16 protein-coding genes are annotated in these 20568 nt (G+C 70.2%); 14 read left to right on the top strand and 2 right to left on the bottom strand.

Annotated features, from left to right (window positions below; translation table 11 throughout):
• Positions 1-92 precede the first annotated feature (92 nt).
• The 13 genes from JI746_RS13145 to accD all read left to right on the top strand — a co-directional run bounded on the left by JI746_RS13145 (position 93) and on the right by accD (position 17304).
• Positions 93-3593, top strand: coding sequence for a hybrid sensor histidine kinase/response regulator (locus JI746_RS13145; RefSeq protein ID WP_201690048.1), 3501 nt, complete (start codon positions 93-95; stop codon positions 3591-3593).
• A gap of 94 nt (positions 3594-3687) precedes the next feature.
• A complete protein-coding gene (locus JI746_RS13150) occupies positions 3688-4629 on the top strand; it encodes a LysR family transcriptional regulator (RefSeq protein ID WP_201690049.1) in 942 nt (313 codons plus the stop codon).
• Positions 4630-4654: 25 nt separating this feature from the next.
• Complete coding sequence (leuC, locus tag JI746_RS13155) at positions 4655-6076, top strand: 3-isopropylmalate dehydratase large subunit (RefSeq protein WP_201690050.1); 1422 nt, start codon at positions 4655-4657, stop codon at positions 6074-6076.
• Between the two features lie 29 nt (positions 6077-6105).
• A complete protein-coding gene (locus tag JI746_RS13160) occupies positions 6106-6231 on the top strand; it encodes an entericidin A/B family lipoprotein (RefSeq protein WP_201690052.1) in 126 nt (41 codons plus the stop codon).
• 13 nt (positions 6232-6244) lie between these two features.
• Positions 6245-6889 (top strand): 3-isopropylmalate dehydratase small subunit, encoded by a 645-nt coding sequence (gene leuD, locus JI746_RS13165; RefSeq protein ID WP_201690054.1) that lies wholly within the window; start codon positions 6245-6247, stop codon positions 6887-6889.
• Positions 6890-7038: 149 nt separating this feature from the next.
• Positions 7039-8130: a 3-isopropylmalate dehydrogenase gene (gene leuB / locus JI746_RS13170; protein WP_201690056.1), complete on the top strand. Its 1092-nt coding sequence runs from the start codon at positions 7039-7041 to the stop codon at positions 8128-8130.
• A gap of 87 nt (positions 8131-8217) precedes the next feature.
• Positions 8218-9366 carry an aspartate-semialdehyde dehydrogenase gene (gene asd, locus JI746_RS13175; protein ID WP_201690057.1) on the top strand — a complete coding sequence of 383 codons (1149 nt, stop codon included), beginning with the start codon at positions 8218-8220 and terminating at the stop codon, positions 9364-9366.
• A 484-nt stretch (positions 9367-9850) separates the two neighbouring features.
• Positions 9851-12757, top strand: coding sequence for a FimV/HubP family polar landmark protein (locus tag JI746_RS13180; RefSeq protein ID WP_236599819.1), 2907 nt, complete (start codon positions 9851-9853; stop codon positions 12755-12757).
• A gap of 130 nt (positions 12758-12887) precedes the next feature.
• On the top strand, positions 12888-13670 hold the full coding sequence (gene truA / locus JI746_RS13185) for a tRNA pseudouridine(38-40) synthase TruA (protein ID WP_201690061.1): 783 nt from the start codon (positions 12888-12890) through the stop codon (positions 13668-13670).
• On the top strand, positions 13667-14374 hold the full coding sequence (locus JI746_RS13190; protein WP_201690062.1) for a phosphoribosylanthranilate isomerase: 708 nt from the start codon (positions 13667-13669) through the stop codon (positions 14372-14374). Before truA ends, JI746_RS13190 begins: the two co-directional genes overlap by 4 nt.
• The gene (gene trpB, locus JI746_RS13195) at positions 14352-15602 is read left to right on the top strand and encodes a tryptophan synthase subunit beta (protein WP_201690063.1); all 1251 of its coding nucleotides are present in this window, start codon (positions 14352-14354) and stop codon (positions 15600-15602) included. The genes JI746_RS13190 and trpB overlap by 23 nt, the downstream gene beginning before the upstream one ends.
• Positions 15599-16408 (top strand): tryptophan synthase subunit alpha, encoded by an 810-nt coding sequence (gene trpA, locus JI746_RS13200; protein ID WP_201690064.1) that lies wholly within the window; start codon positions 15599-15601, stop codon positions 16406-16408. The genes trpB and trpA overlap by 4 nt, the downstream gene beginning before the upstream one ends.
• Before the next feature lie 23 nt (positions 16409-16431).
• Positions 16432-17304: an acetyl-CoA carboxylase, carboxyltransferase subunit beta gene (gene accD / locus JI746_RS13205; RefSeq protein ID WP_201690065.1), complete on the top strand. Its 873-nt coding sequence runs from the start codon at positions 16432-16434 to the stop codon at positions 17302-17304.
• Between the two features lie 154 nt (positions 17305-17458).
• Here the strand turns inward: accD and JI746_RS13210 are convergent, their stop codons facing one another.
• Positions 17459-18007 carry a YggT family protein gene (locus tag JI746_RS13210; protein WP_201690066.1) on the bottom strand — a complete coding sequence of 183 codons (549 nt, stop codon included), beginning with the start codon at positions 18005-18007 and terminating at the stop codon, positions 17459-17461.
• Between the two features lie 47 nt (positions 18008-18054).
• Between JI746_RS13210 and JI746_RS13215 the strand changes: the two genes are divergently transcribed.
• The gene (locus tag JI746_RS13215) at positions 18055-18687 is read left to right on the top strand and encodes an LON peptidase substrate-binding domain-containing protein (protein WP_201690068.1); all 633 of its coding nucleotides are present in this window, start codon (positions 18055-18057) and stop codon (positions 18685-18687) included.
• Here JI746_RS13215 and JI746_RS13220 read toward each other — a convergent pair.
• Complete coding sequence (locus JI746_RS13220; protein WP_201690070.1) at positions 18586-20511, bottom strand: polysaccharide biosynthesis protein; 1926 nt, start codon at positions 20509-20511, stop codon at positions 18586-18588. The genes JI746_RS13215 and JI746_RS13220 overlap by 102 nt on opposite strands.
• Between the last annotated feature and the right edge of the window lie 57 nt (positions 20512-20568).

Here is a 20568-nt window from a genome sequence, read left to right on the forward strand (position 1 = left end):
GCGATCCTGCGTCCGGCAAGCCCCCAGAACTGGACGGTGCCGCCCTCGTCGGGTATGTTTGCCCGTTTTTCTAAGAAAAATGCTTACTGCAGATGAATGAGGCCTCCCCTGCCCCGGCGCGCAGCCGCCTGGCATCGACCGCCGCCTGGGTGACGATGGCTCTCGGCCTGGCCGTCCTGCTCGGGTGGGCGCTCGGCCTCGACATGCTGAAGATCGCGCTCCCCGGGGCCGTCGAAATGAAGCCGAACACGGCCCTCGGCGTGCTCGCGGCCGGCCTCGCGCTGCAGTTGCAGATCCGCCGCCGGCGCTGGTCGACGGCGGCCGCCGCGGCCGTGGCGTTCTTCGTGTTCGCCCTTGGCGCCGCGACGCTGTTCGAGTACCTGGCGCGCGTCGACCTGGGCATCGACGCGCGCCTGTTCCCCGACAGCGCATACGCCATGCGGCCCGCCGCACGCCGCATGTCGCCGTACACCGCCTGGGCCTTCGTGCTGCTCGGGCCCGGCATCGCCCTGCTGCAACGCCCGCGCGTCGGCTGGATCGTGCTCCTTTGCGCCGCCCAGGTGATCGCCATCGGCACCTTGTCCGCCGTGGCCTATCTCTGGAACGCCGGCCAGGTCGCCGCCGAGGCGTGGCTGCCGCCCGTCGCGGTGAACACCGCGCTGGCGCTGATCCTGCTGGGCGCCGCCATCGTGGTGCAGCAGCGCCTGGCGGAACGCCAGGGGCGGGCGCGCTCGCGCCGCGGCGAGCGCGCCGTCGACGCGTTCTTCTGGGCGATGGTGCTGGTGCTGCTGGCCTCCACCAGCCTGACCTACCGCTCCAACGTGCGCTTCGCGGCGGCTGCCCAGGACATGGACGACATCCAGGAGGCCCGCCTCGAGCTGGCCGGGATCCGCACCTGCCTGCGCTCCGGCCGCGGCGCGCCGGAATGCCGGGCCGGCCTCGAGCCGCTGGGGCGCAGCGTCGCCGAAGGCACGCAGGCGCGGCTGCTGGCGCAACTGGACGACACCCTGCGCGACGAGGACGGGGCCAGCCTGCACGCGCTGGCCGCCGCGGGCGAGCTGGAAGACGCGCTGGAGGCGGCGCTCGCGCAGCGCAAGCTCACGCTGGCAAGCGACCGCGCCGCGATGCTGGTGTCGCTGCTGCTCACGCTGGGCGTGTGCGTGCTGATCGTCTCGGTGCTCTCGCTCAACGTGCGCACGCAACTGCGGCGCAGCGCCGGCGCGCGCGACGAACTGCAGCGCCAGCAGGCGCTGCTGCGCGCGGTGCTCTCCTCCAGCCCCGACCTGATCGCCTACCGCGACGCCGACGGCACCTTCCTGGGCTGCAACGAGGCCTACGTGGAACTCGCCGGCATGCCCGCCGAGGCGGTGGCCGGAAGGACCGTGGAGGAGGTGCTGCCGCCGGCGATGGCACAGCACGTGCGGGCGCAGGATGCGCAGGTGCTGCAGGGGAACGAGGACGCCAGCACCGAGGCCTGGTTCGACTACCCGGACGGGCGGCGCGTGCGGCTCGAGTTCATGCGCAGCCCGATGCGCGACGCCGACGGCAGCGCGATCGGCGTCGTCGCGGTGGGGCGAGACGTCACGCGCCGGCGCGAGGCGGAGGAAGAACTGCGCCGCGCCCGTGCGCTGGCGGAGGACGCCACCGAGATGAAGACGGCCTTCCTGGCGAACATGAGCCACGAGATCCGCACGCCGATCAATGCGATCCTCGGCATGTCGCACCTGGCGCTCAACACCGAGCTCACCGAGCGCCAGCGCGACTACCTGGGCAAGGTGCAGGCGGCGGGCGAGCACCTCGCCGGCATCGTCGACGACATCCTCGACCTGTCGAAGATCGAGGCCGGCAAGCTGGCGCTCGAGAAGGAAGTGTTCGCGCTCGACGCGCTGCTGGAGCAGGTCTCCGGCGTCGTCGCGGAAAAGGCCGAGGCCAAGGGGCTGGAGCTGGTGTTCACGGTGGATGCCGAAGTCCCGCCGCAGCTGGCCGGCGATCCGCTGCGTGTGCGGCAGGTCCTGATCAACTACCTGAACAACGCGGTGAAGTTCACCGAGCGCGGCGAGGTCGTGCTGCGCGTGTCGGTGCAGCGGCGCGAGGACGGCCGCATGCTGCTGCGCTTCGCCGTGCGCGACACCGGCATCGGCCTCACGCCGGAACAGGCGCAGCGCGTGTTCCAGCAGTTCGAGCAGGCTGACCGCTCCACCACGCGCAAGTACGGCGGCACCGGCCTGGGCCTGGCGATCTCGCGCAGCCTGGCGGAGATGATGGGCGGCGAGGTCGGCGTCGACAGCCGCTTCGGCGAGGGCAGCACGTTCTGGTTCACCGCCTGGCTGGATGCGGCGCCGCAGGCCGCGCGCCCGGCCCTGCCCTGGCCCGACCTGCGCAACCTGCGCGCGCTCGTCGTCGACGACAACGCCAGCGCCCGCGAAGCGCTCGGCGAGCTGCTGCGGGCACTCACCTTCCAGGTGGAGGAAGCGGGCTCGGGCAGCGAAGCGCTGGCGCTGCTCGCGCAGGCGCGGCAGGCGGCCCGCCCCTTCGACTTCTTCTTCCTGGACTGGCAGATGCCGGGGCTGGACGCGAACGAAGCGCCACGCCGGCTGCAGGAGGCGCAGGTGGAGCCCGTGCTGATCGTCACGGCAGGGCACCAGGGCGCCGAGGTGGCCGAGCGGCTGCCCGGCGCGCGGGTGCTGCGCAAGCCGACCAGCGCCTCGGCCGTCTTCGACCTGGCCGTGGGCGCCCTGCGCGCGCTGCGCGGCGAGGGGCAGGCCGCGCCACCGGCTCCGGCCGCCGGCCTGGCGCTCGCCGCGCCGCCGGCGCTGCGCGGTGCGCGCGTGCTGCTGGTGGAGGACAACCCGGTCAACCAGCAGGTGGCCAGCGAGATCCTTCAGGAGGCGGGCGTCGCGGTGCAGGTCGCGGAGAACGGCGTGCACGCCGTCCAGCGGCTGCAGGAGGACCATTTCGACGTCGTCCTCATGGACATGCAGATGCCGGTGATGGACGGCGTGACGGCGACCGGACGGATCCGCGAACTCGGCCTCGCCGTGCCGGTGATCGCCATGACGGCCAACGCCATGGCCAGCGACCGCGAACGCTGCCTGGCCGCCGGCATGAACGACTTCGTCAGCAAGCCGATCCACCCGCAGGAGCTGTACCGGGTGGTCGCCGGCTGGCTGCCGGGGGCGGACCCGGCGCCCCTGGTCGCGGCTGCGGGGACCACGCCGCAGGAGCCCGGGCTCGCGGCGCTGGCCGGGGTGCCGGGGCTGGACGTGGCGCGCGGCCTGGAGTTCACGCCCAGCACCGACCCCGGTTTCTACCTGCAGATGCTGGGCGTGTTCATGGAGGCCTACCGCGACTGCCGGGAGCGCCTGGCCGAACACCTGGCAGCCGGCGATCGCACGGGGGCCGAGCGCCTGGTCCACAACTGCAAGGGGGCCGCCGCGACGCTGGGTGCGGTGCCCCTGGCCGGCCTCGCGGCCGACCTGGAACAGGCCTTGCGCGCCGGCCAGCCGCTGGACGCGCTCGCCGGCCGCGTGGAAGCGTTCGGAGGCGAAGTGACCCGGCTCACGGACGCCCTGGCCGCCGTGCTTCCCGCCTAGCAGGAAGGCCATCGCGGATCGCGATGGCCAGACAGGCGCATTCAGGAGAAAATGGCGCTCGGTCATCGCGTACGGCGATGGCTGTGCCACCCGCATGCGCCCCACCGAACGCTCCTTCGCCCGCCGGATCGACCTCACCTCGCTGCAACTGTTCGTGGCGGTGTGCGAGCTCGGTTCGATCGGCCGCGCGGCCGAACGCGAATTCATCGCCGCCTCGGCGGTGAGCAAGCGCCTGTCGGACCTGGAAGCCACGCTGGAAACACCGCTGCTCTATCGCCACACGCGCGGGGTGAAGCTCACGCCGGCCGGCGAAAGCCTGCTGCACCACGCGCGCTCGGTGCTGTTCAGCCTGGAGAAGATGCAGGCCGAACTCTCCGAGTACGCCGAGGGCGTGAAGGGGCACGTGCGCATCCACGCCAACATCTCCGCCATCGTGCAGTTCCTGCCGGAGGACCTCGGCGCCTTCAGCCAGGCCCACCCGCAGGTGAAGATCGACCTCGAGGAGCACCTGTCCACCGAGGTGATCCGCGCGGTGCAGGAGGGCGCGGCGGACCTGGGCATCTGCAACGTCGGCGCGGTCGCGGCGCACGAGTTGCAGGCGCTGCCCTACCGGCAGGACGAACTGGTGCTGATCGTGCCGCGCGGCCACGCGCTGGCCCGGCGCCCTTCGCTCGCCTTCGCCGACACGCTCGATGTCGACCACGTCGGCCTGCACTCCAACAGCTCGATCTACCTGGCGATGCGCGAGGCCGCGGCGGCCGCCGGCCGCACCATCCGCCTGCGCATCCACGTCACCGGCCTGGACGCGATGTGCCGCATGATCCACAACGGCCTGGGTGTCGGCGTGATGCCGCGCCGCGCCTTCACGCTGATGCACGGCGTGGGCGACCTGGAGTGCGTGCGCCTCACCGACGCCTGGGCCACGCGCGACATCCGGCTCGTCGCCCGCGATTTCTCCACGCTGCCGCTCACCGCCCGCCTGCTGGTCGACCACCTCCAGTCCCGCGCGCAGGAGCCGCAGACGCTCGCCGCATAGAATTTCACGCCAAAGGAAAGCCTCCATGGGACGCACCCTCTACGACAAGATCTGGGACGAGCACGTCGTCCACACCGAGGAAGACGGCACCGCCGTCCTCTACATCGACCGCCACCTGGTGCACGAAGTGACCAGCCCGCAGGCCTTCGAAGGCCTGCGCGAAGCCGGGCGCAAGGTCTGGCGCATCAGCTCCGTGGTGGCGACCGCCGACCACAACACGCCGACCACCGGCTGGGAGCGCGGCTACGACGGCATCACCGACCCGATCTCCAAGGAGCAGGTCACGACGCTGGACAAGAACATCGCGGAGTTCGGCGCCGCCGCCTACTTCCCGTTCCTGTCCAAGCGCCAGGGCATCGTGCACGTGATCGGGCCGGAGGAAGGCGCGACGCTGCCCGGCATGACCGTGGTCTGCGGCGATTCGCACACCTCGACGCACGGCGCCTTCGGCGCGCTGGCGCACGGCATCGGCACCTCGGAAGTGGAGCACGTCCTGGCCACGCAGACGCTGCTGGCGCGCAAGGCGAAGAACATGCTGGTCCAGGTGGACGGCAAGCTCGCCGCCGGCGTGACGGCCAAGGACATCGTGCTGGCCATCATCGGCCGCATCGGCACCGCCGGCGGCACCGGCTACACCATCGAGTTCGCGGGCCCGGCGATCCGCTCGCTGTCGATGGAAGGCCGCATGACGGTGTGCAACATGGCCATCGAGGCCGGTGCGCGCGCCGGCATGGTGGGGGTCGACGAGAAGACGATCGAGTACGTGCGGGGCAAGCCGCTGGCGCCCACCGGCGTGGAATGGGACCAGGCCGTCGCCTACTGGCGCACGCTGCACTCGGATGCCGACGCGCAGTTCGACACGGTGGTCAAGCTCGATGCCACGCAGATCGTGCCGCAGGTGACCTGGGGCACCTCGCCGGAGATGGTGACCTCCATCGACGCCCGCGTGCCGGACCCCGACAAGGAAAAGGACGCGAACAAGCGCAACGCCATGGAGCGCGCGCTGCAGTACATGGCGCTGCAACCGGGCAAGCCGATCAACGACATCACCATCGACAAGGTGTTCATCGGCTCGTGCACCAACAGCCGCATCGAGGACATGCGCGAGGCGGCCGCGATGGTGAGGAAGCTCGGTCGCAAGGTGGCCTCCAACGTGAAGCTCGCGATGGTGGTGCCCGGCTCCGGCGTGGTGAAGGAGCAGGCCGAGCGCGAGGGGCTGCACGAGATCTTCAAGGCCGCCGGCTTCGAATGGCGCGAGCCGGGCTGCTCGATGTGCCTGGCGATGAACGCCGACCGGCTGGAGCCGGGCGAGCGCTGCGCCTCCACCAGCAACCGCAATTTCGAAGGCCGCCAGGGCGCGGGCGGCCGCACGCACCTGGTGAGCCCCGCGATGGCGGCGGCGGCGGCGGTGCATGGGCATTTCGTCGACGTGCGCCAGTTCGCCTGAAGACCATACCAACCAGAGGAGTCTCGCCAGTGAAAACGATCGCCACCCTGCTTGCCGCCCTGTTCGTGCTGGCCGGCTGCAACACCATCAAGGGGGCCGGCCAGGACCTGCAGAAGGCCGGCCAGACGATCGAGGACGCGGCGAGAAAGAAATAGCCCGGAGACCCCCATGGATCAATTCATCGTCCACAAAGGCATCGTCGCCCCCATCGACCGCGAGAACGTCGACACCGACGCGATCATCCCCAAGCAGTTCCTGAAGTCGATCCGCAAGACCGGCTTCGGCGAGAACCTGTTCGACGAGTGGCGCTACCTCGATCACGGCGAGCCCGGGAAGGACCCGGCCAGCCGCCAGCCGAATCCGGATTTCGTGCTGAACCAGCCGCGCTACCGGAATGCGAGCGTGCTGCTGGCCCGCCGCAACTTCGGCTGCGGCTCCTCGCGCGAGCACGCGCCGTGGGCGCTGCAGCAGTACGGCTTCCGCGCGCTGATCGCGCCGAGCTTCGCCGACATCTTCTTCAACAACAGCTTCAAGAACGGCCTGCTGCCGATCGTGCTGCCCGAGTCCACGGTGGCGAAGCTGTTCGACGAGGTGCTGGCCTTCCCCGGCTACGAGCTGACGGTGGACCTCGACCGGCAGGTGATCGTCAAGCCGCAGGGCGAGGAGATCCCGTTCGAGGTGCAGCCGTTCCGCCGCTACTGCCTGATGAACGGCTTCGACGACATCGGCCTGACCCTGCGCCACGCCGACAAGATCAAGTCCTACGAAGCCGAGCGCCTGGCAAAGAAGCCCTGGCTGGCGCATACGCTCTAAAACGGACTTCCGGACGCAGAGGACGCGAAAGATACGCAGAGGACGCAAAAGAGACAAAGAAATCTTCAAGGGGTTTTCTTTGCGTCCTCTGCGTACCCTTTGCGCCCTCTGCGTCCGGCTGTTGAATTGATCCCTGTGAAGGCGCACAAATGAAAATCGCAGTCCTCCCCGGTGACGGCATCGGGACGGAGATCGTCGACGAGGCGGTCAAGGTGCTCGAAGTCCTCGACCTCAAGGTCGAGCTGGAGTTCGCCGATGTGGGCGGCATGGCCTACGACAAGCACGGCCACCCGCTGCCGGAAGCCACCCTCAAGCTCGCCAAGGAAGCCGACGCGATCCTGTTCGGCGCCGTCGGCGACTGGAAGTACGACAAGCTGGAACGCCAGTTCCGCCCCGAGCAGGCCATCCTGGGCCTGCGCAGGAACCTGGGCCTGTTCGCCAACTTCCGCCCCGCCATCTGCTACGAGCAGCTCACGCACGCCTCCAGCCTGAAGCCGGAACTGGTCGCCGGCCTGGACATCCTGATCATCCGCGAGCTGACCGGCGACATCTACTTCGGCCAGCCGCGCGGCCGCCGCGCCGCACCCGACGGCGCCTTCCAGGGCGCCGAGGAAGCCTTCGACACCATGCGCTACGCCCGCCCGGAGATCGAGCGGATCGCCCATGTCGCCTTCCAGGCGGCGCGCAAGCGCAACCGGAAGGTGACTTCCGTCGACAAGGCGAACGTGCTGGAAACCTTCCAGTTCTGGAAGGACGTGGTCACCGAAGTGGGCCAGCAGTACGCAGACGTGAAGCTGGACCACATGTACGTGGACAACGCCGCCATGCAGCTGGTGAAGTCTCCCAAGTCCTTCGACGTGGTGGTCACCGGCAACATGTTCGGCGACATCCTGTCCGACGAGGCCGCGATGCTCACCGGCTCCATCGGCATGCTGCCCTCGGCCAGCCTGAACGCCGCCAACCAGGGGCTGTACGAACCGTCCCACGGCAGCGCGCCCGACATCGCCGGTAAGGGTGTTGCAAACCCATTGGCTACAATACTGTCAGCCGCCATGATGCTCCGCTTCTCCCTCAACCAGCCCGCCGCCGCCGACCGGATCGAGTCCGCGGTGAAGGACGTGCTGTCGCAGGGCCTGCGGACGGCGGACATCTGGTCCGAAGGCACGCGCAAGGTCGGCACCCGCGAAATGGGCGACGCCGTCGTTGCGGCCATCACCACGAAGACGATTACCAAGAGCTAGCAAGCTCCGGTTCGTCGCGTGCCTCCCCCGGCCCCGGACGAGCCGGGGGAACCAGATCACCTCCTGAACTGAAAGGCGCGCACTCCGATGACTCTCTCCAACGCACAACAACCGCTGGTCGGCCTGGTCGGCTGGCGCGGCATGGTCGGCTCGGTCCTGATGGACCGCATGCAGGCCGAAGGCGACTTCGCCCTGATCGAGCCGCTGTTCTTCTCCACCTCCAACGCGGGCGGCAAGGCGCCGAAGCAGGCGAAGAACGAGACCACGCTGCAGGACGCCTTCGACATCGAGGCGCTGAAGAAGTGCGACGTCGTCATCACCTGCCAGGGCGGCGACTACACCACCGAGGTGTTCCCCAAGCTGCGCGCGGCCGGCTGGAACGGCCACTGGATCGACGCCGCCTCCTCGCTGCGCATGAAGGACGACGCGGTCATCGTGCTCGATCCGGTGAACCTGCCGGTGATCCGCAATGCCCTGGCCAAGGGCGGGCGCAACTGGATCGGCGGCAACTGCACCGTCAGCTGCATGCTGATGGGGGTGGGCGCCCTGTACAAGGCGGGCCTGGTCGAGTGGATGACCACCATGACCTACCAGGCGGCCTCGGGCGGCGGCGCGCAGCACATGCGCGAGCTGCTGACCCAGTTCGGCACGCTGAACGCCGAAGTGCGCAACCTGCTGGACGACCCCAAGTCCGCGATCCTGGAGATCGACCGCAAGGTGCTGGCGCGCCAGCAGGCGATGACGGCGGAAGAGACCACCAACTTCGGCGTGCCGCTGGGCGGCTCGCTGATCCCCTGGATCGACAAGGACCTGGGCAACGGCGTCTCGCGCGAGGAGTGGAAGGGCGGCGCCGAGACCAACAAGATCCTGGGCCAGGGTGAAGGCTTCGGCACCGCCGCCACGCCGGTGGACGGCTTCTGCGTGCGCGTGGGCGCGATGCGCTGCCACAGCCAGGCGTTGACCTTCAAGCTGAAGAAGGACGTGCCGACGGCGGACATCGAGGCCATGATCGCGGCCGACAACGCGTGGGTGAAGGTGGTGCCGAACACGCGCGAAGCCACCCTGAAGGACCTCACGCCGGTGGCGGTGACCGGGACCCTGGGCATCCCCGTCGGCCGCATCCGCAAGCTGGCGATGGGGCCGGAGTACGTCGGCGCCTTCACCGTCGGCGACCAGCTCCTGTGGGGCGCCGCCGAGCCGCTGCGCCGGATGCTGCGCATCCTGCTGGAGGCGTAAGGGGAGCGCTCCGTCACCCCCGGGGCCCCTCTCCGTCACCTCCGGGCCCCTCTCCGTCACCCCGGCGCCCCTCTCCTCTCTCCGTCACCCCCGCGCAGGCGGGGGCCCAGAGCAAAGCGCCGCATCGCGGCGCTTTGTCTTTGGAAGCCCTGGATTCCCGCCTCCGCGGGAATGACGGTCGTGCCGCCTCCGCGGGAATGACGGTGGTGCGCCTCTGCGGAATGACGGTGGTGCCGCCTCCACCCGAAACACGGCGGCGACGGCATCTGTATCCCCGCGTAACGGCGCGTTGTCCCCCCACCACAATGCGAGCGCCCACATGCCACGCCCGCCGCGCTCCCGGACATTAAGAGGTGCCTCAGCTTGTCAGCCTAAGACGTTGCTGCTATGGTCCTTTTTCGAATATAGCCTCCGGGCAACTGGCCGCATGAAGAGAACAAAACTGCCTCTCGACCGAGCAGTGGGGACGTCGCCACAGAAGAGCTTGCCGAAGTTACGCCTGTCCACGCTGGCACTCGCGGCGGCAGTTGCTTTCGGCCTTGCCTCTCCCGATGCGCTGGCACTCGCACTTGGCCGCGTCTCCGTGCAATCCGCGCTGGGCGAACCGCTGCGCGCGGACATCGAACTGCCCGAGATCTCGCCGGAAGAAGTTTCCTCGCTCAAGGCGACCATCGCGTCGCCCGCGCAGTTCCGCGCCGCGGGCGTCGAGTTCAGCCCCGCCCTCAGCAACGTGCAGATCACGCTGCAGCGGCGCCCCAACGGCAGCTACTTCCTGCACCTGGCCAGCGACCGCCCGGTCAACGATCCCTTCGTCGACGTGATCCTCGAGGCGACGTGGGCCACCGGCCGCGTCCAGCGCGATTTCACGCTGCTGCTCGATCCGCCCAGCACGCGCCAGGCACCGCTGCAGGCGCAGACCGCTCCTTCGACGCAGGGCGTGCCGGCACGTCCCGCGGCCACGCCGGGCACCATCCCCGCGCCGGCCCCCGCGCCTTCCGCGCGCGCCACTGCCCCGGGCGAGGCCCGCGCGCCGGCGCCTTCGGCGCGCTCCACCGCGCCGGCCGAGCCCCGCGCCGCTGCACCGGCCCCCGCGCCTTCGGGCGAGCCGGGCAAGCGCGTGACCGTGCATGCCGGCGACACGGCCGGCAAGCTGGCGTCGGCCAACAAGCCGGGCGCCGTCTCTCTCGACCAGATGCTGGTCGCGATGCTGCGTGCCAATCCCGATGCCTTCGTCGATGGCAACGTCAACCGCCTGCGCGCCGGCGCCGTGCTCGACATGCCGAGCGGGCAGCAGGCCGCCGCGGTGCCGCACGAGGAAGCCCATCAGACGCTCGTCGCGCAGAGCCGCGACTTCAACGAATTCCGTCGCCGGCTGGCCGAGGGTGTGCCCACCGCCGCCGCGCCGGCCGCCGGGCGTGCAGCGTCCGGCCGGGTGCAGGCCGAAGTCGAAGACAAGAAGGCGCCCGCCGGCCCCGGCGATCGCCTGACGCTCTCCAAGGGCGCCGTGCAGGGCCGCAGCGGCAGCGCCGACCAGATCGCGCGCGAACGCCAGGCCAGGGACGAGGCGACGCGCGTCGCCGAATTGAACAAGAACCTGTCCGAGCTGAACCGGCTGGCGGGCAGCACCCCCGGCGCCACCGGCGGCGCAGCCGGCACCGGCGCCCGCCCCGCCGCCGGCGTGACCGCCCCGCCCGGCGTCACCGCCCCGCCCGGCGTGAGTGCCACCCAGCGTGGCGCCTCCGCGCCCACCGCCACGACGGCGCCCGCCACCACCACGACGCCCGCGCCCGCCACCGCTGGCGCACGACCGGCTTCGGCACCGGCCGCGACGACGCCGGCACCGGCCGCGGCGACCGCCGCCCGCCCGGCATCCGCGCCGACCGCCAGCATGGCGACGCCGGCCGCGGCACCTGCCGCGACCACCGCGGCGACGACCGCAGCCACCCAGACCACGCCAGCGGGCGTGCCGCCGGCGGCAAGCGCTGCCTCCGGCCCCGCCGCCACCGCTTCCAGTCCGCTGGCCACCGCCTCGGGTCCGACGACGAGCGCTTCCGGCCCCGCGGCGAGCACGAGCCCGGCCGCCAGCGGCCCCGTCGCCGCCGTGAAGCCGCCGGTGCGCAGGCCCGCGCCGCCCCCGCCGGCGCCCGAACCCAGCCTGGTCGACGACCTGCTGGAGAACCCGCTGGTGCCGGCGCTCGTCGTCGGCCTGCTGGCGGTGCTCGCCGGCCTGGGCTTCTACAAGTTCCGGCAGAAGCGCAAGACGGCCGCCGTCGACAGCTCCTTCCTCGAAAGCCGCCTGCAGCCCGATTCTTTCTTCGGCGCCAGCGGCGGCCAGCGCATCGACACCGCGGAGGCGAACAATCCCACCGGCTCATCGATGGTGTACTCGCCCAGCCAGCTCGATGCGGCCGGCGACGTCGACCCGGTGGCCGAGGCCGACGTGTACCTCGCTTACGGGCGCGACCTGCAGGCCGAGGAGATCCTCAAGGAAGCGCTGCGCATCAACCCGCAGCGCGTGGCGATCCACGCCAAGCTGCTCGAGATCTATGCCAAGCGGCGCGACGTCAAGGCCTTCGAGACGGTGGCGGCCGAGGCCTACAACCTGACGCAGGGCAGCGGCCAGGAATGGGAGCACATCTGCGACCTCGGCCACGAACTCGATCCGTCCAATCCGCTGTACCGCCCGGGCGGACAGCCCGGCGCGCGGGCCGGTGCGGGCGTCGCGACAGCCGCTGCGGCTGCAGCCGTGGGGGCCGGCGCCCATGCCTTCGGCGCCACGCAGACCCACGTGGCACCTCCCGCGCCGGCACACGACGTCGACCTGGATCTCGACTTCTCGCTCGGTGACGACGAGCCCGAGACGCTCCAGCCGCACGCGGCCGAGCCCGTCTTCGGTCGCGCCGAACCCGAACCCCTGAACGTGAACTTCAGCGCGCCGGAACCCGAGCCGGTGCGGATCGAAACGCCGTCCCTGGACGACGACAACAGCCTCGACTTCACGCCGCCGCCGCCCGTGGTGGTGCCGCCGCCGGTGGCGGTCGCGCCGGCCACGGTGCCGGACAGCGGCATGCTCGAATTCGACCTGGCCGGCCTCAACCTGGACCTGCCCGCCGCCCATGCGCCGGCGCCGGCCGCCGAGGTGCCGTCCGCCGATCTCGACATGCCGCCGCTGGCCTTCGACCTGGACCAGCCGTCCACCCTCTCGCCCGACCTGGGCGCCGGGGCCGGCGGCGACGCCGACAACCCGCTCGCCACCAAGCTGGCGCTGGCCGAGGAATTCAACGCGATCGGCGACGCCGATGGTGCGCGCAGCCTCGCCGAGGAAGTCCTCGCCGAAGCGTCGGGGGACCTGAAGTCGCGCGCGCAGCGGCTGCTGGCGGAGATCGGCTGAGCGCCGCGGAAGGCTTGCTCCCGTAGGCTGCGGTGAGCGCCGAAGGCCGAACCCCAGCGCTGGCACGCATCGCCGGGGTTCACGCGCTGACGCGGTTCACCACCAGCCTACCAACCGCCGCAAAGCCCCCTTGCGACTCGCCCTCGGCATCACCTACAACGGACAGGCCTACGAAGGCTGGCAGAGCCAGCCTTCGGGCCGCACCGTGCAGGACCACCTGGAAGCGGCCCTGCAACGCTTCGCCACGGTGCCCGTCGCCACCGTCTGCGCCGGCCGCACCGATGCCGGCGTGCACGGCGTGATGCAGGTGGTCCACTTCGACACCGACGTTCGCCGCGAAGACTTCTCCTGGGTCCGCGGCACCAACACCTTCCTGCCGCCGGACATCGCGGTGCAATGGGCCCGCGGCGTCCCCGACGCCTTCCACGCCCGCAACAGCGCCCGGGCGCGCCGCTATGCCTACGTGCTGCTGGAGGCGCCGGTGCGCCCCAGCGTGGAAGCCGGCCGGGTCGGCTGGGTCTTCCGCCCGCTCGATGGCGAGGCGATGCGCGAAGCGGCGGGCCACCTCCTCGGCGAACACGACTTCACTTCCTTCCGCGCCTCCTCGTGCCAGTCGCCCACGCCGGTGAAGACGCTCGCCGAAATCGCCATCAGCCGCCGCGGCCCCTACTGGCGCTTCGAGTTCCAGGCCAACGCCTTCCTGCACCACATGATCCGCAACATCATGGGCTGCCTCATCCACGTCGGCCAAGGTGCCCGCCCGCCGGAGTGGATGCGCGAGGTCCTCGCGGCGCGCAGCCGCGACGCCGCCGCGCCGACCTTCGCCCCCGATGGCCTGTACTTCCTCGGGCCCGTGTACGAGGAACAATGGGGGCTGCCGGCGCAGGCCGCTGCGTATCATTGGCTGCCATGACGAGCCCGCTGGACCACCGCACCCGCATCAAGATCTGCGGCCTCACGCGCGAGCAGGACGTGGATGCGGCCGTGGCCGCCGGCGCGGACGCGATCGGGCTGGTGCTGTACCCGAAAAGCCCGCGCTTCGTGAGCGCCGGGCGCGCCGGCGAACTGACGCGGCGGCTGCCGCCCTTCGTCACGCCGGTGCTGCTGTTCGTGAACGAGCCGGTGGAGGTGGTGCGGGCCGCCTGCGAACGCGTGCCGAACGCGCTGCTGCAGTTCCACGGCGACGAGTCGCCGGAGTTCTGCGCCGAGGCGAGCGCCGGCCGGCCGTGGATGCGCGCCGCGCGCATCCCCGCCGACGCGTCCGCCGCCTTCGACTTGCTAGAATTCGCCGCAAGGTACTCACAGGCGAATGCCCTGCTGCTCGACGCCCACGTCGAGGGCTACGGCGGCGCCGGACGGACATTCCCTTGGTCACGCCTGCCACCAAACGTCAGCTGTCACGCCGTTTTGTCTGGTGGGCTCACACCTGCAAACGTGGCCGATGGCATCGCGCAGGTGCGGCCGCGCTTCACCACGCTGGCCGTTGACGTGAGTTCCGGCGTCGAGTCCGCCAAGGGCATCAAGGACGCCGGCCTGATCTCCCAGTTCGTCGCTGCCGTGCGCGGCGCCGACGTGCTCCTTTCAAGGTCCCGGAATGCCCACCTACCAGCAGCCTGACGCCACCGGCCACTTCGGCATCTACGGCGGCAGCTTCGTCAGCGAGACGCTGACCCACGCCATCGCGGAACTGCGCGAGGCGTATGCCAGGTACCAGAACGACCCCGAGTTCCTGCGCGAATTCAACTACGAGCTCAAGCACTTCGTCGGCCGGCCCTCGCCCGTGTACCACGCCGAGCGCATGTCGCGCGAGCAGGGCGGCGCGCAGATCTACCTCAAGCGCGAAGACCTCAACCACACCGGCGCCCACAAGATCAACAACGTGATCGGCCAGGCGATGCTGGCCCGCCGCATGGGCAAGCCGCGCGTGATCGCCGAAACGGGCGCCGGCCAGCACGGCGTGGCCGCGGCCACCATCTGCGCCCGCTACGGCCTCGAGTGCGTGGTGTACATGGGCAGCAACGACGTGCAGCGCCAGAGCCCCAACGTCTACCGCATGAACCTGCTGGGCGCGCGCGTGGTGCCGGTGGAGTCCGGCAGCAAGACGCTCAAGGACGCCCTGAACGAGGCCATGCGCGACTGGGTCACGAACGTCGAGAACACCTTCTACATCATCGGCACGGTGGCGGGCCCGCACCCCTACCCGATGATGGTGCGCGACTTCCAGAGCGTGATCGGCAAGGAGTGCATCGAGCAGATGCCCGAACTGGCCGGCAGGCAGCCCGATGCCGTGATCGCCTGCGTCGGCGGCGGCAGCAACGCGATGGGCATCTTCCATCCCTACATCCCGTTCGCGGACACGCGCCTGATCGGCGTCGAGGCGGCGGGCGAAGGGCTGGAGAGCGGCAAGCACTCGGCCTCGCTGCAGCGCGGCGCGCCCGGCGTGCTGCACGGCAACCGCACCTACATCCTGCAGGACGCCAATGGCCAGATCATCGAGACGCACAGCGTCAGCGCCGGGCTCGACTATCCGGGCGTGGGCCCCGAGCACGCGTGGCTCAAGGACAGCGGCCGTGCCGAATACGTGGGCATCACCGACGAGGAAGCGCTGCAAGCCTTCCACTACCTGTGCCGCACCGAAGGCATCATTCCGGCGCTGGAATCGAGCCACGCGATCGCCTATGCGATGAAGCTGGCGAAGACGATGCGCAGCGACCAGCACATCCTGGTGAACCTCTCCGGCCGCGGCGACAAGGACATCGGCACCGTGGCCGATCTCGCCGGCGTCGACTTCTACGACCGGCCCTCCATGCGCGGCCTGAGCCTGAAGGGAGGGCCGAAGCAATGAGCCGCATCGCCGCCACCTTCGAGCGCCTGGCCCGCGAGAAGCGCAAGGCCCTCATCCCCTACATCACCGCCGGCTTCCCCTTCGCCGACATCACGCCCGACCTGATGCACGCGATGGTCGAAGCGGGCTGCGACGTGATCGAGCTGGGCGTGCCCTTCTCCGACCCGATGGCCGACGGACCCGTGATCCAGAAGGCCGGCGAACGCGCCCTGGCCTTGGGCATCGGGCTGCAGCACGTGCTGGAGATGGTGCGCAGCTTCCGCCAGCGCGACACCCAGACGCCCGTGGTGCTGATGGGGTACGCGAACCCGGTCGAGCGCTACGAACTGGCGCACGGCAAGGCCGGCTTCGCCCGCGATGCCGCTGCCGCGGGCGTGGACGGTGTGCTGATCGTCGACTATCCGCCGGAAGAGTGCGAGGAATTCGCCGGCCAGCTGAAGTCGCACGGCCTCGACCTGATCTTCCTGCTGGCCCCCACCAGCACCGACGAGCGCATCCAGCAGGTCGCGCGGGTGGCAAGTGGCTACGTCTACTACGTCTCGCTCAAGGGCGTGACGGGCGCCGGCCACCTCGACACGGCCGCGGTGGAGGAAGCGCTGCCGCGCATCCGCAAGCACGTGAAGGTGCCGGTCGGGGTCGGTTTCGGCATTCGCGATGCCGTGACGGCGAAGACGATCGGCCGCGTCGCCGACGCCGTGGTGATCGGCACCAAGGTCATCCAGGTGGTCGAAGACCAGCCGCGTGAACAAGTCCTGCCGGCGATTTCGTCCTTCCTGCGCGAGATCCGCGTCGCGCTAGACTCCTGATTCCCCCGAAGGAAAGCACACACATGAGCTGGTTGGAAAAACTGCTGCCCCCGAAGATCCAGCCGACGGATCCGAACGAGCGGCGCAGCGTGCCGGAAGGCCTGTGGATCAAGTGCCCCAGCTGCGAGACGGTGCTGTACAAGACCGACCTGGAGCAGAACCAGAACGTCTGCCCCAGCTGCAACCACCACCACCGCATCGGCGCCCGTGCCCGCCTGAACGCCTTCCTCGATGCGGAAGGCCGCTACGAGGTCGGGCAGGAAGTGGTGCCGGTGGATCCGCTGAAGTTCAAGGACAGCCGCAAGTATCCCGAGCGCCTGAAGGAGGCGATGGAGAACACCGGCGAGACCGACGCCCTGGTCGTGATGGGTGGCGCGGTGCACAGCATCAACCTGGTGGCGGCGGCCTTCGAGTTCGACTTCATGGGCGGCTCGATGGGCAGCGTGGTCGGGGAGCGTTTCGTCCGCGGCGTGGAGACGGCGGTCGAACAGAAGGTGCCCTTCCTGTGCTTCACCGCCACCGGTGGCGCGCGCATGCAGGAAGGCCTGCTGTCGCTGATGCAGATGGCCAAGACCAACGCCGCGCTCACGCGCCTGGCCAAGAAGGGCCTGCCTTACATCAGCGTGCTGACCGACCCGACCATGGGTGGCGTGAGCGCCGGTTTCGCCTTCGTCGGTGACGTGGTGATCGCCGAGCCCAAGGCGCTGATCGGCTTCGCGGGCCCGCGGGTGATCGAATCGACCGTGCGCGTGAAGTTGCCGGAGGGCTTCCAGCGGGCCGAATTCCTGCAGGAAAAAGGCGCCGTCGACCTGATCTGCGACCGCCGCGAACTCCGCAAGACCGTCGCGAACGTCCTGGCGATGCTCACGCGCCAGGCGGCGGACGCGGTGGAGTAAATACGGACCTGCGCGTGCACGGACAGGTTCGAACGCAAAAGCCGCAAAAGCTACGCAAAAGCCGCAAAAGGATTCCGGACGGGGTTCTTTGCGGCTTTTGTTTTTTCCTTTCGCGGCTTTTGCGTTGAAGCTCCCCGGCGTCCGCGACGCGCCGTCAGCGGATCACCGCATCCTGCAGATGCGCGACGATGATCGCGGCGACCTGCAGCACCACCAGCAGCGCCAGCGGGCTCAGGTCGAAGCCGCCGACCAGGGGGATCATGCGGCGGAAGGGTCGCAGCACCGGGGCGCACAGGCGGTCGATCACGTCGGCGATGGGCGAATCGGCCTGCACCCACGACAGGATCGCATAGACGATCACCAGGCCGATCAGGCCCGAGATCACCAGCCGCACCAGCCCGAACAGCGCCAGCACCGGCACCAGCCCGGCGCCGCCGCTGCGGCCGGCCATCAGCCAGAGGATGCCGAACTGCGCCAGTTCGATGAGATAGGCGGCGATGATGCTCGCCGAGTCCCATTTGCGGTAGGAAGGCAGCACGCGCCGCAGCGGCACCACGATCCAGTCCGTCAGCGCGAAGATGAAGCGGCCGACCGGGTTGCCGAAGGGGATCCGCTGCACCTGCATGTACAGCCGCAACAGGCAGGCGCCGCCGAGCAGGCCGGCGACGACGTCGAGCAGGAAGGAGATGATCTGGAAGAACATGGATCAGGAGAGTCGTGGGATCATAGCGGCAGCCACAGAGAGCGCCCGTGCCCGCCACACTGACACTGCAGTCCCTGCCCCTGTTCCCGCTCAGCGCGGTGCTCTTTCCCGACGGATTGCTGTCCCTGCGCGTGTTCGAGGTCCGCTACCTCGACATGATCGCCAAATGCCGCAAGGCCGGCGCGCCCTTCGGCGTCGTTTCCCTGACCCGGGGCAACGAAGTGCGCCAGCCCGGCACCCAGGAAGCCTTCTCGCAGGTCGGCACCCTGGCCACCATCCACGATTTCGAGCAGCCCCAGGCCGGCCTGATGCTCGTGCGCGCCACCGGCACCCAGCGCTTTCGCATCACCGCCAGCGACCAGCTGCGCCACGGCCTCTGGGTCGCCGACGTCGAGCGCCTGCCGGCCGACATGAACGTGCCGATCCCGGAGGACCTGCAGGGCACGGCCGATGCGCTGCAGCGCCTGATCCATTCGCTGCAGCTCAAGGCGGACCAGCCCGGGCCCATGCCGCTGCTGCCGCCGTGGCGCCTGGACGACTGCGCCTGGGTCGCCAACCGCTGGTGCGAGCTGCTGCCGCTACCGGTGGCGCTGAAACAGCGGCTGATGGAGCTGGACAACCCGCTCGTGCGGCTCGAGCTGGTCAGCGACGTCCTCACGCGCACCGGCATCACGACCTGAGTCCGCCGGCGCGTACTCGGGCACCCGGCGGCCCAGCCACGCACGAACCTCGGCCACCTGCGGCTGCGGCCCCGCCTCCTCCATCCAGCGCAGCACCTCGGCCACCTCGGGCAGCGGCCCGGCGGTCTTGGCGATGCGCAGCTTGGGGTGCGGCGTCGGCTCGCTGGTCTCGTCGCTGGCCAGCAGTTCCTCGTACAGCTTCTCGCCCGGCCGCAGGCCGGTGAAGGTGATCGGAACCTCCTGCTCGCTCTTGCCGGACAGGCGGATCAGCATGCGCGCCAGCTCCACGATCTTCACCGGCTCGCCCATGTCCAGCACGAAGATCTGGCCCGAGCGGCCCATGAGCCCCGCCTGCAGCACCAGCTGCGCCGCCTCGGGGATCGTCATGAAGTAGCGCACGATCTCGGGGTGCGTGACCGTCACCGGGCCGCCGCGCGCGATCTGGCGCGTGAACAGCGGCACCACCGAGCCGCTGGACCCCAGCACGTTGCCGAAGCGCACCGAGACGAACTGGGTGCCCGGCTCCTGCACCGCGATCGCCTGCACCATCAGCTCGGCGAGCCGCTTGCTCGCGCCCATCACGTTGGTCGGATTGACGGCCTTGTCGGTGGAGATCATCACGAAGCGGCGGGCGCCGCAGGCCGCCGCCGCGCGGGCCGCCTGCACGGTGCCCAGCACGTTGGTGCGCAGCGCCTCGATCGCGTTGTGCTCCTCCATCAGCGGCACATGCTTGTACGCCGCCGCGTGGAACACCACCGTCGGCTGCTGCTCGCAGGCGATCGCGCGCAGCCGCCCGAAATCGCGCACGTTGGCCGTGTAGTACACGCCCTCCATGCGCGGATGCGCCTGGCGCAGTTCCTGTTCCAGCGCGTAGATGCTGTATTCGGAGACGTCGACGCAGACCAGCCGCGCGGCGCCGAAGCGCGCGATCTGCCGGCACAGCTCGGAGCCGATGGAGCCGCCGGCACCGGTCACCAGCACGGTGCGACCGGAAAACAGCTCCGCCAGCCCGGCGACGTCGAGGGCGACCGGCTCGCGTCCGAGCAGGTCTTCCAGCTCCACCTGGCGCACGGCCTCCGGGTGCGGGTTGAGCCATTCGTCCGCGCGCGGCATGTGCAGCAGCCGGGTGCCGGCGTCGGCGGCCAGCATCAGCGCTTCCCGTCGCTCGGCGGAACCCGGAGCGCTGGCGACGAGGACGGTCTGGGCATGAACGAACTCGCACACGTCGCGCAGTTCGCTGACCGTCCCGAGCACGCGCACGCTCTGCAGCGCCCGTCCGACCTCGGCACGCAAGGGCGACAGGATGGCCACCGGTTCCCAGGCGCCGGCGCCCTTGAGGGCCCGCAGCGCGCCGGATGCATCCTGCAGGCTGCCCACGACGACCAGCGGCTGCTTGTCGGCGCGGCCGGTGCCCAGGTGCTCCACCACCGTGCGCCAGGCCGCGCGCACCGCGCCCAGCAGCACCAGGGCGAGCACCGGATGCAGCAGCAGCACCGAGCGCGGGAACAGGGGCAGGCGAAACATCATCACCGCCATCGCCGTCACCAGGCCGCCCAGGAGCACGCCCAGCGTGAGCTGGCGCAGGTCCGGCAGGCCGATGAAGTCCCAGACCTGCCGGTGCACGCGCATGGCGCCCAGCGTGAGACCGTGGGCCAGCACGCACACGGGGGCCGAGATCACCGCGAGGTCGAGGTACTCCTGCGGCACGTCGAGGTTGAAGCGCAGCCAGAACGCCAGCGCCCACGCGAGCAGCAGCAGGAACACGTCCACGAGCGCCTGCAGGGCGTGGGTCAGGTCGAAGGGCGGGAGGCGGCGCAGGGACATGGGCGTAGCCGTCGATTGTCTTCCATCGTCGCGGGCAGCTCGTGCGCGCCCCCTAGA

The sequence above is a fragment of the Ramlibacter alkalitolerans genome, assembly GCF_016722765.1.
Lineage (GTDB): Bacteria > Pseudomonadota > Gammaproteobacteria > Burkholderiales > Burkholderiaceae_C > Ramlibacter > Ramlibacter alkalitolerans.

What these genes read in the sequence shown, in the direction of transcription:
- JI746_RS13145 (WP_201690048.1), top strand. Translation starts at nt 93, where the DNA reads ATGAATGAGGCCTCCCCTGCCCCGGCGCGCAGCCGCCTGGCATCGACC.
- JI746_RS13150 (WP_201690049.1), top strand. Translation starts at nt 3,688, where the DNA reads ATGCGCCCCACCGAACGCTCCTTCGCCCGCCGGATCGACCTCACCTCG.
- leuC (WP_201690050.1), top strand. Translation starts at nt 4,655, where the DNA reads ATGGGACGCACCCTCTACGACAAGATCTGGGACGAGCACGTCGTCCAC.
- leuD (WP_201690054.1), top strand. Translation starts at nt 6,245, where the DNA reads ATGGATCAATTCATCGTCCACAAAGGCATCGTCGCCCCCATCGACCGC.
- leuB (WP_201690056.1), top strand. Translation starts at nt 7,039, where the DNA reads ATGAAAATCGCAGTCCTCCCCGGTGACGGCATCGGGACGGAGATCGTC.
- asd (WP_201690057.1), top strand. Translation starts at nt 8,218, where the DNA reads ATGACTCTCTCCAACGCACAACAACCGCTGGTCGGCCTGGTCGGCTGG.
- JI746_RS13190 (WP_201690062.1), top strand. Translation starts at nt 13,667, where the DNA reads ATGACGAGCCCGCTGGACCACCGCACCCGCATCAAGATCTGCGGCCTC.
- trpB (WP_201690063.1), top strand. Translation starts at nt 14,352, where the DNA reads ATGCCCACCTACCAGCAGCCTGACGCCACCGGCCACTTCGGCATCTAC.
- trpA (WP_201690064.1), top strand. Translation starts at nt 15,599, where the DNA reads ATGAGCCGCATCGCCGCCACCTTCGAGCGCCTGGCCCGCGAGAAGCGC.
- accD (WP_201690065.1), top strand. Translation starts at nt 16,432, where the DNA reads ATGAGCTGGTTGGAAAAACTGCTGCCCCCGAAGATCCAGCCGACGGAT.
- JI746_RS13210 (WP_201690066.1), bottom strand. Translation starts at nt 18,007, where the DNA reads ATGTTCTTCCAGATCATCTCCTTCCTGCTCGACGTCGTCGCCGGCCTG.
- JI746_RS13220 (WP_201690070.1), bottom strand. Translation starts at nt 20,511, where the DNA reads ATGTCCCTGCGCCGCCTCCCGCCCTTCGACCTGACCCACGCCCTGCAG.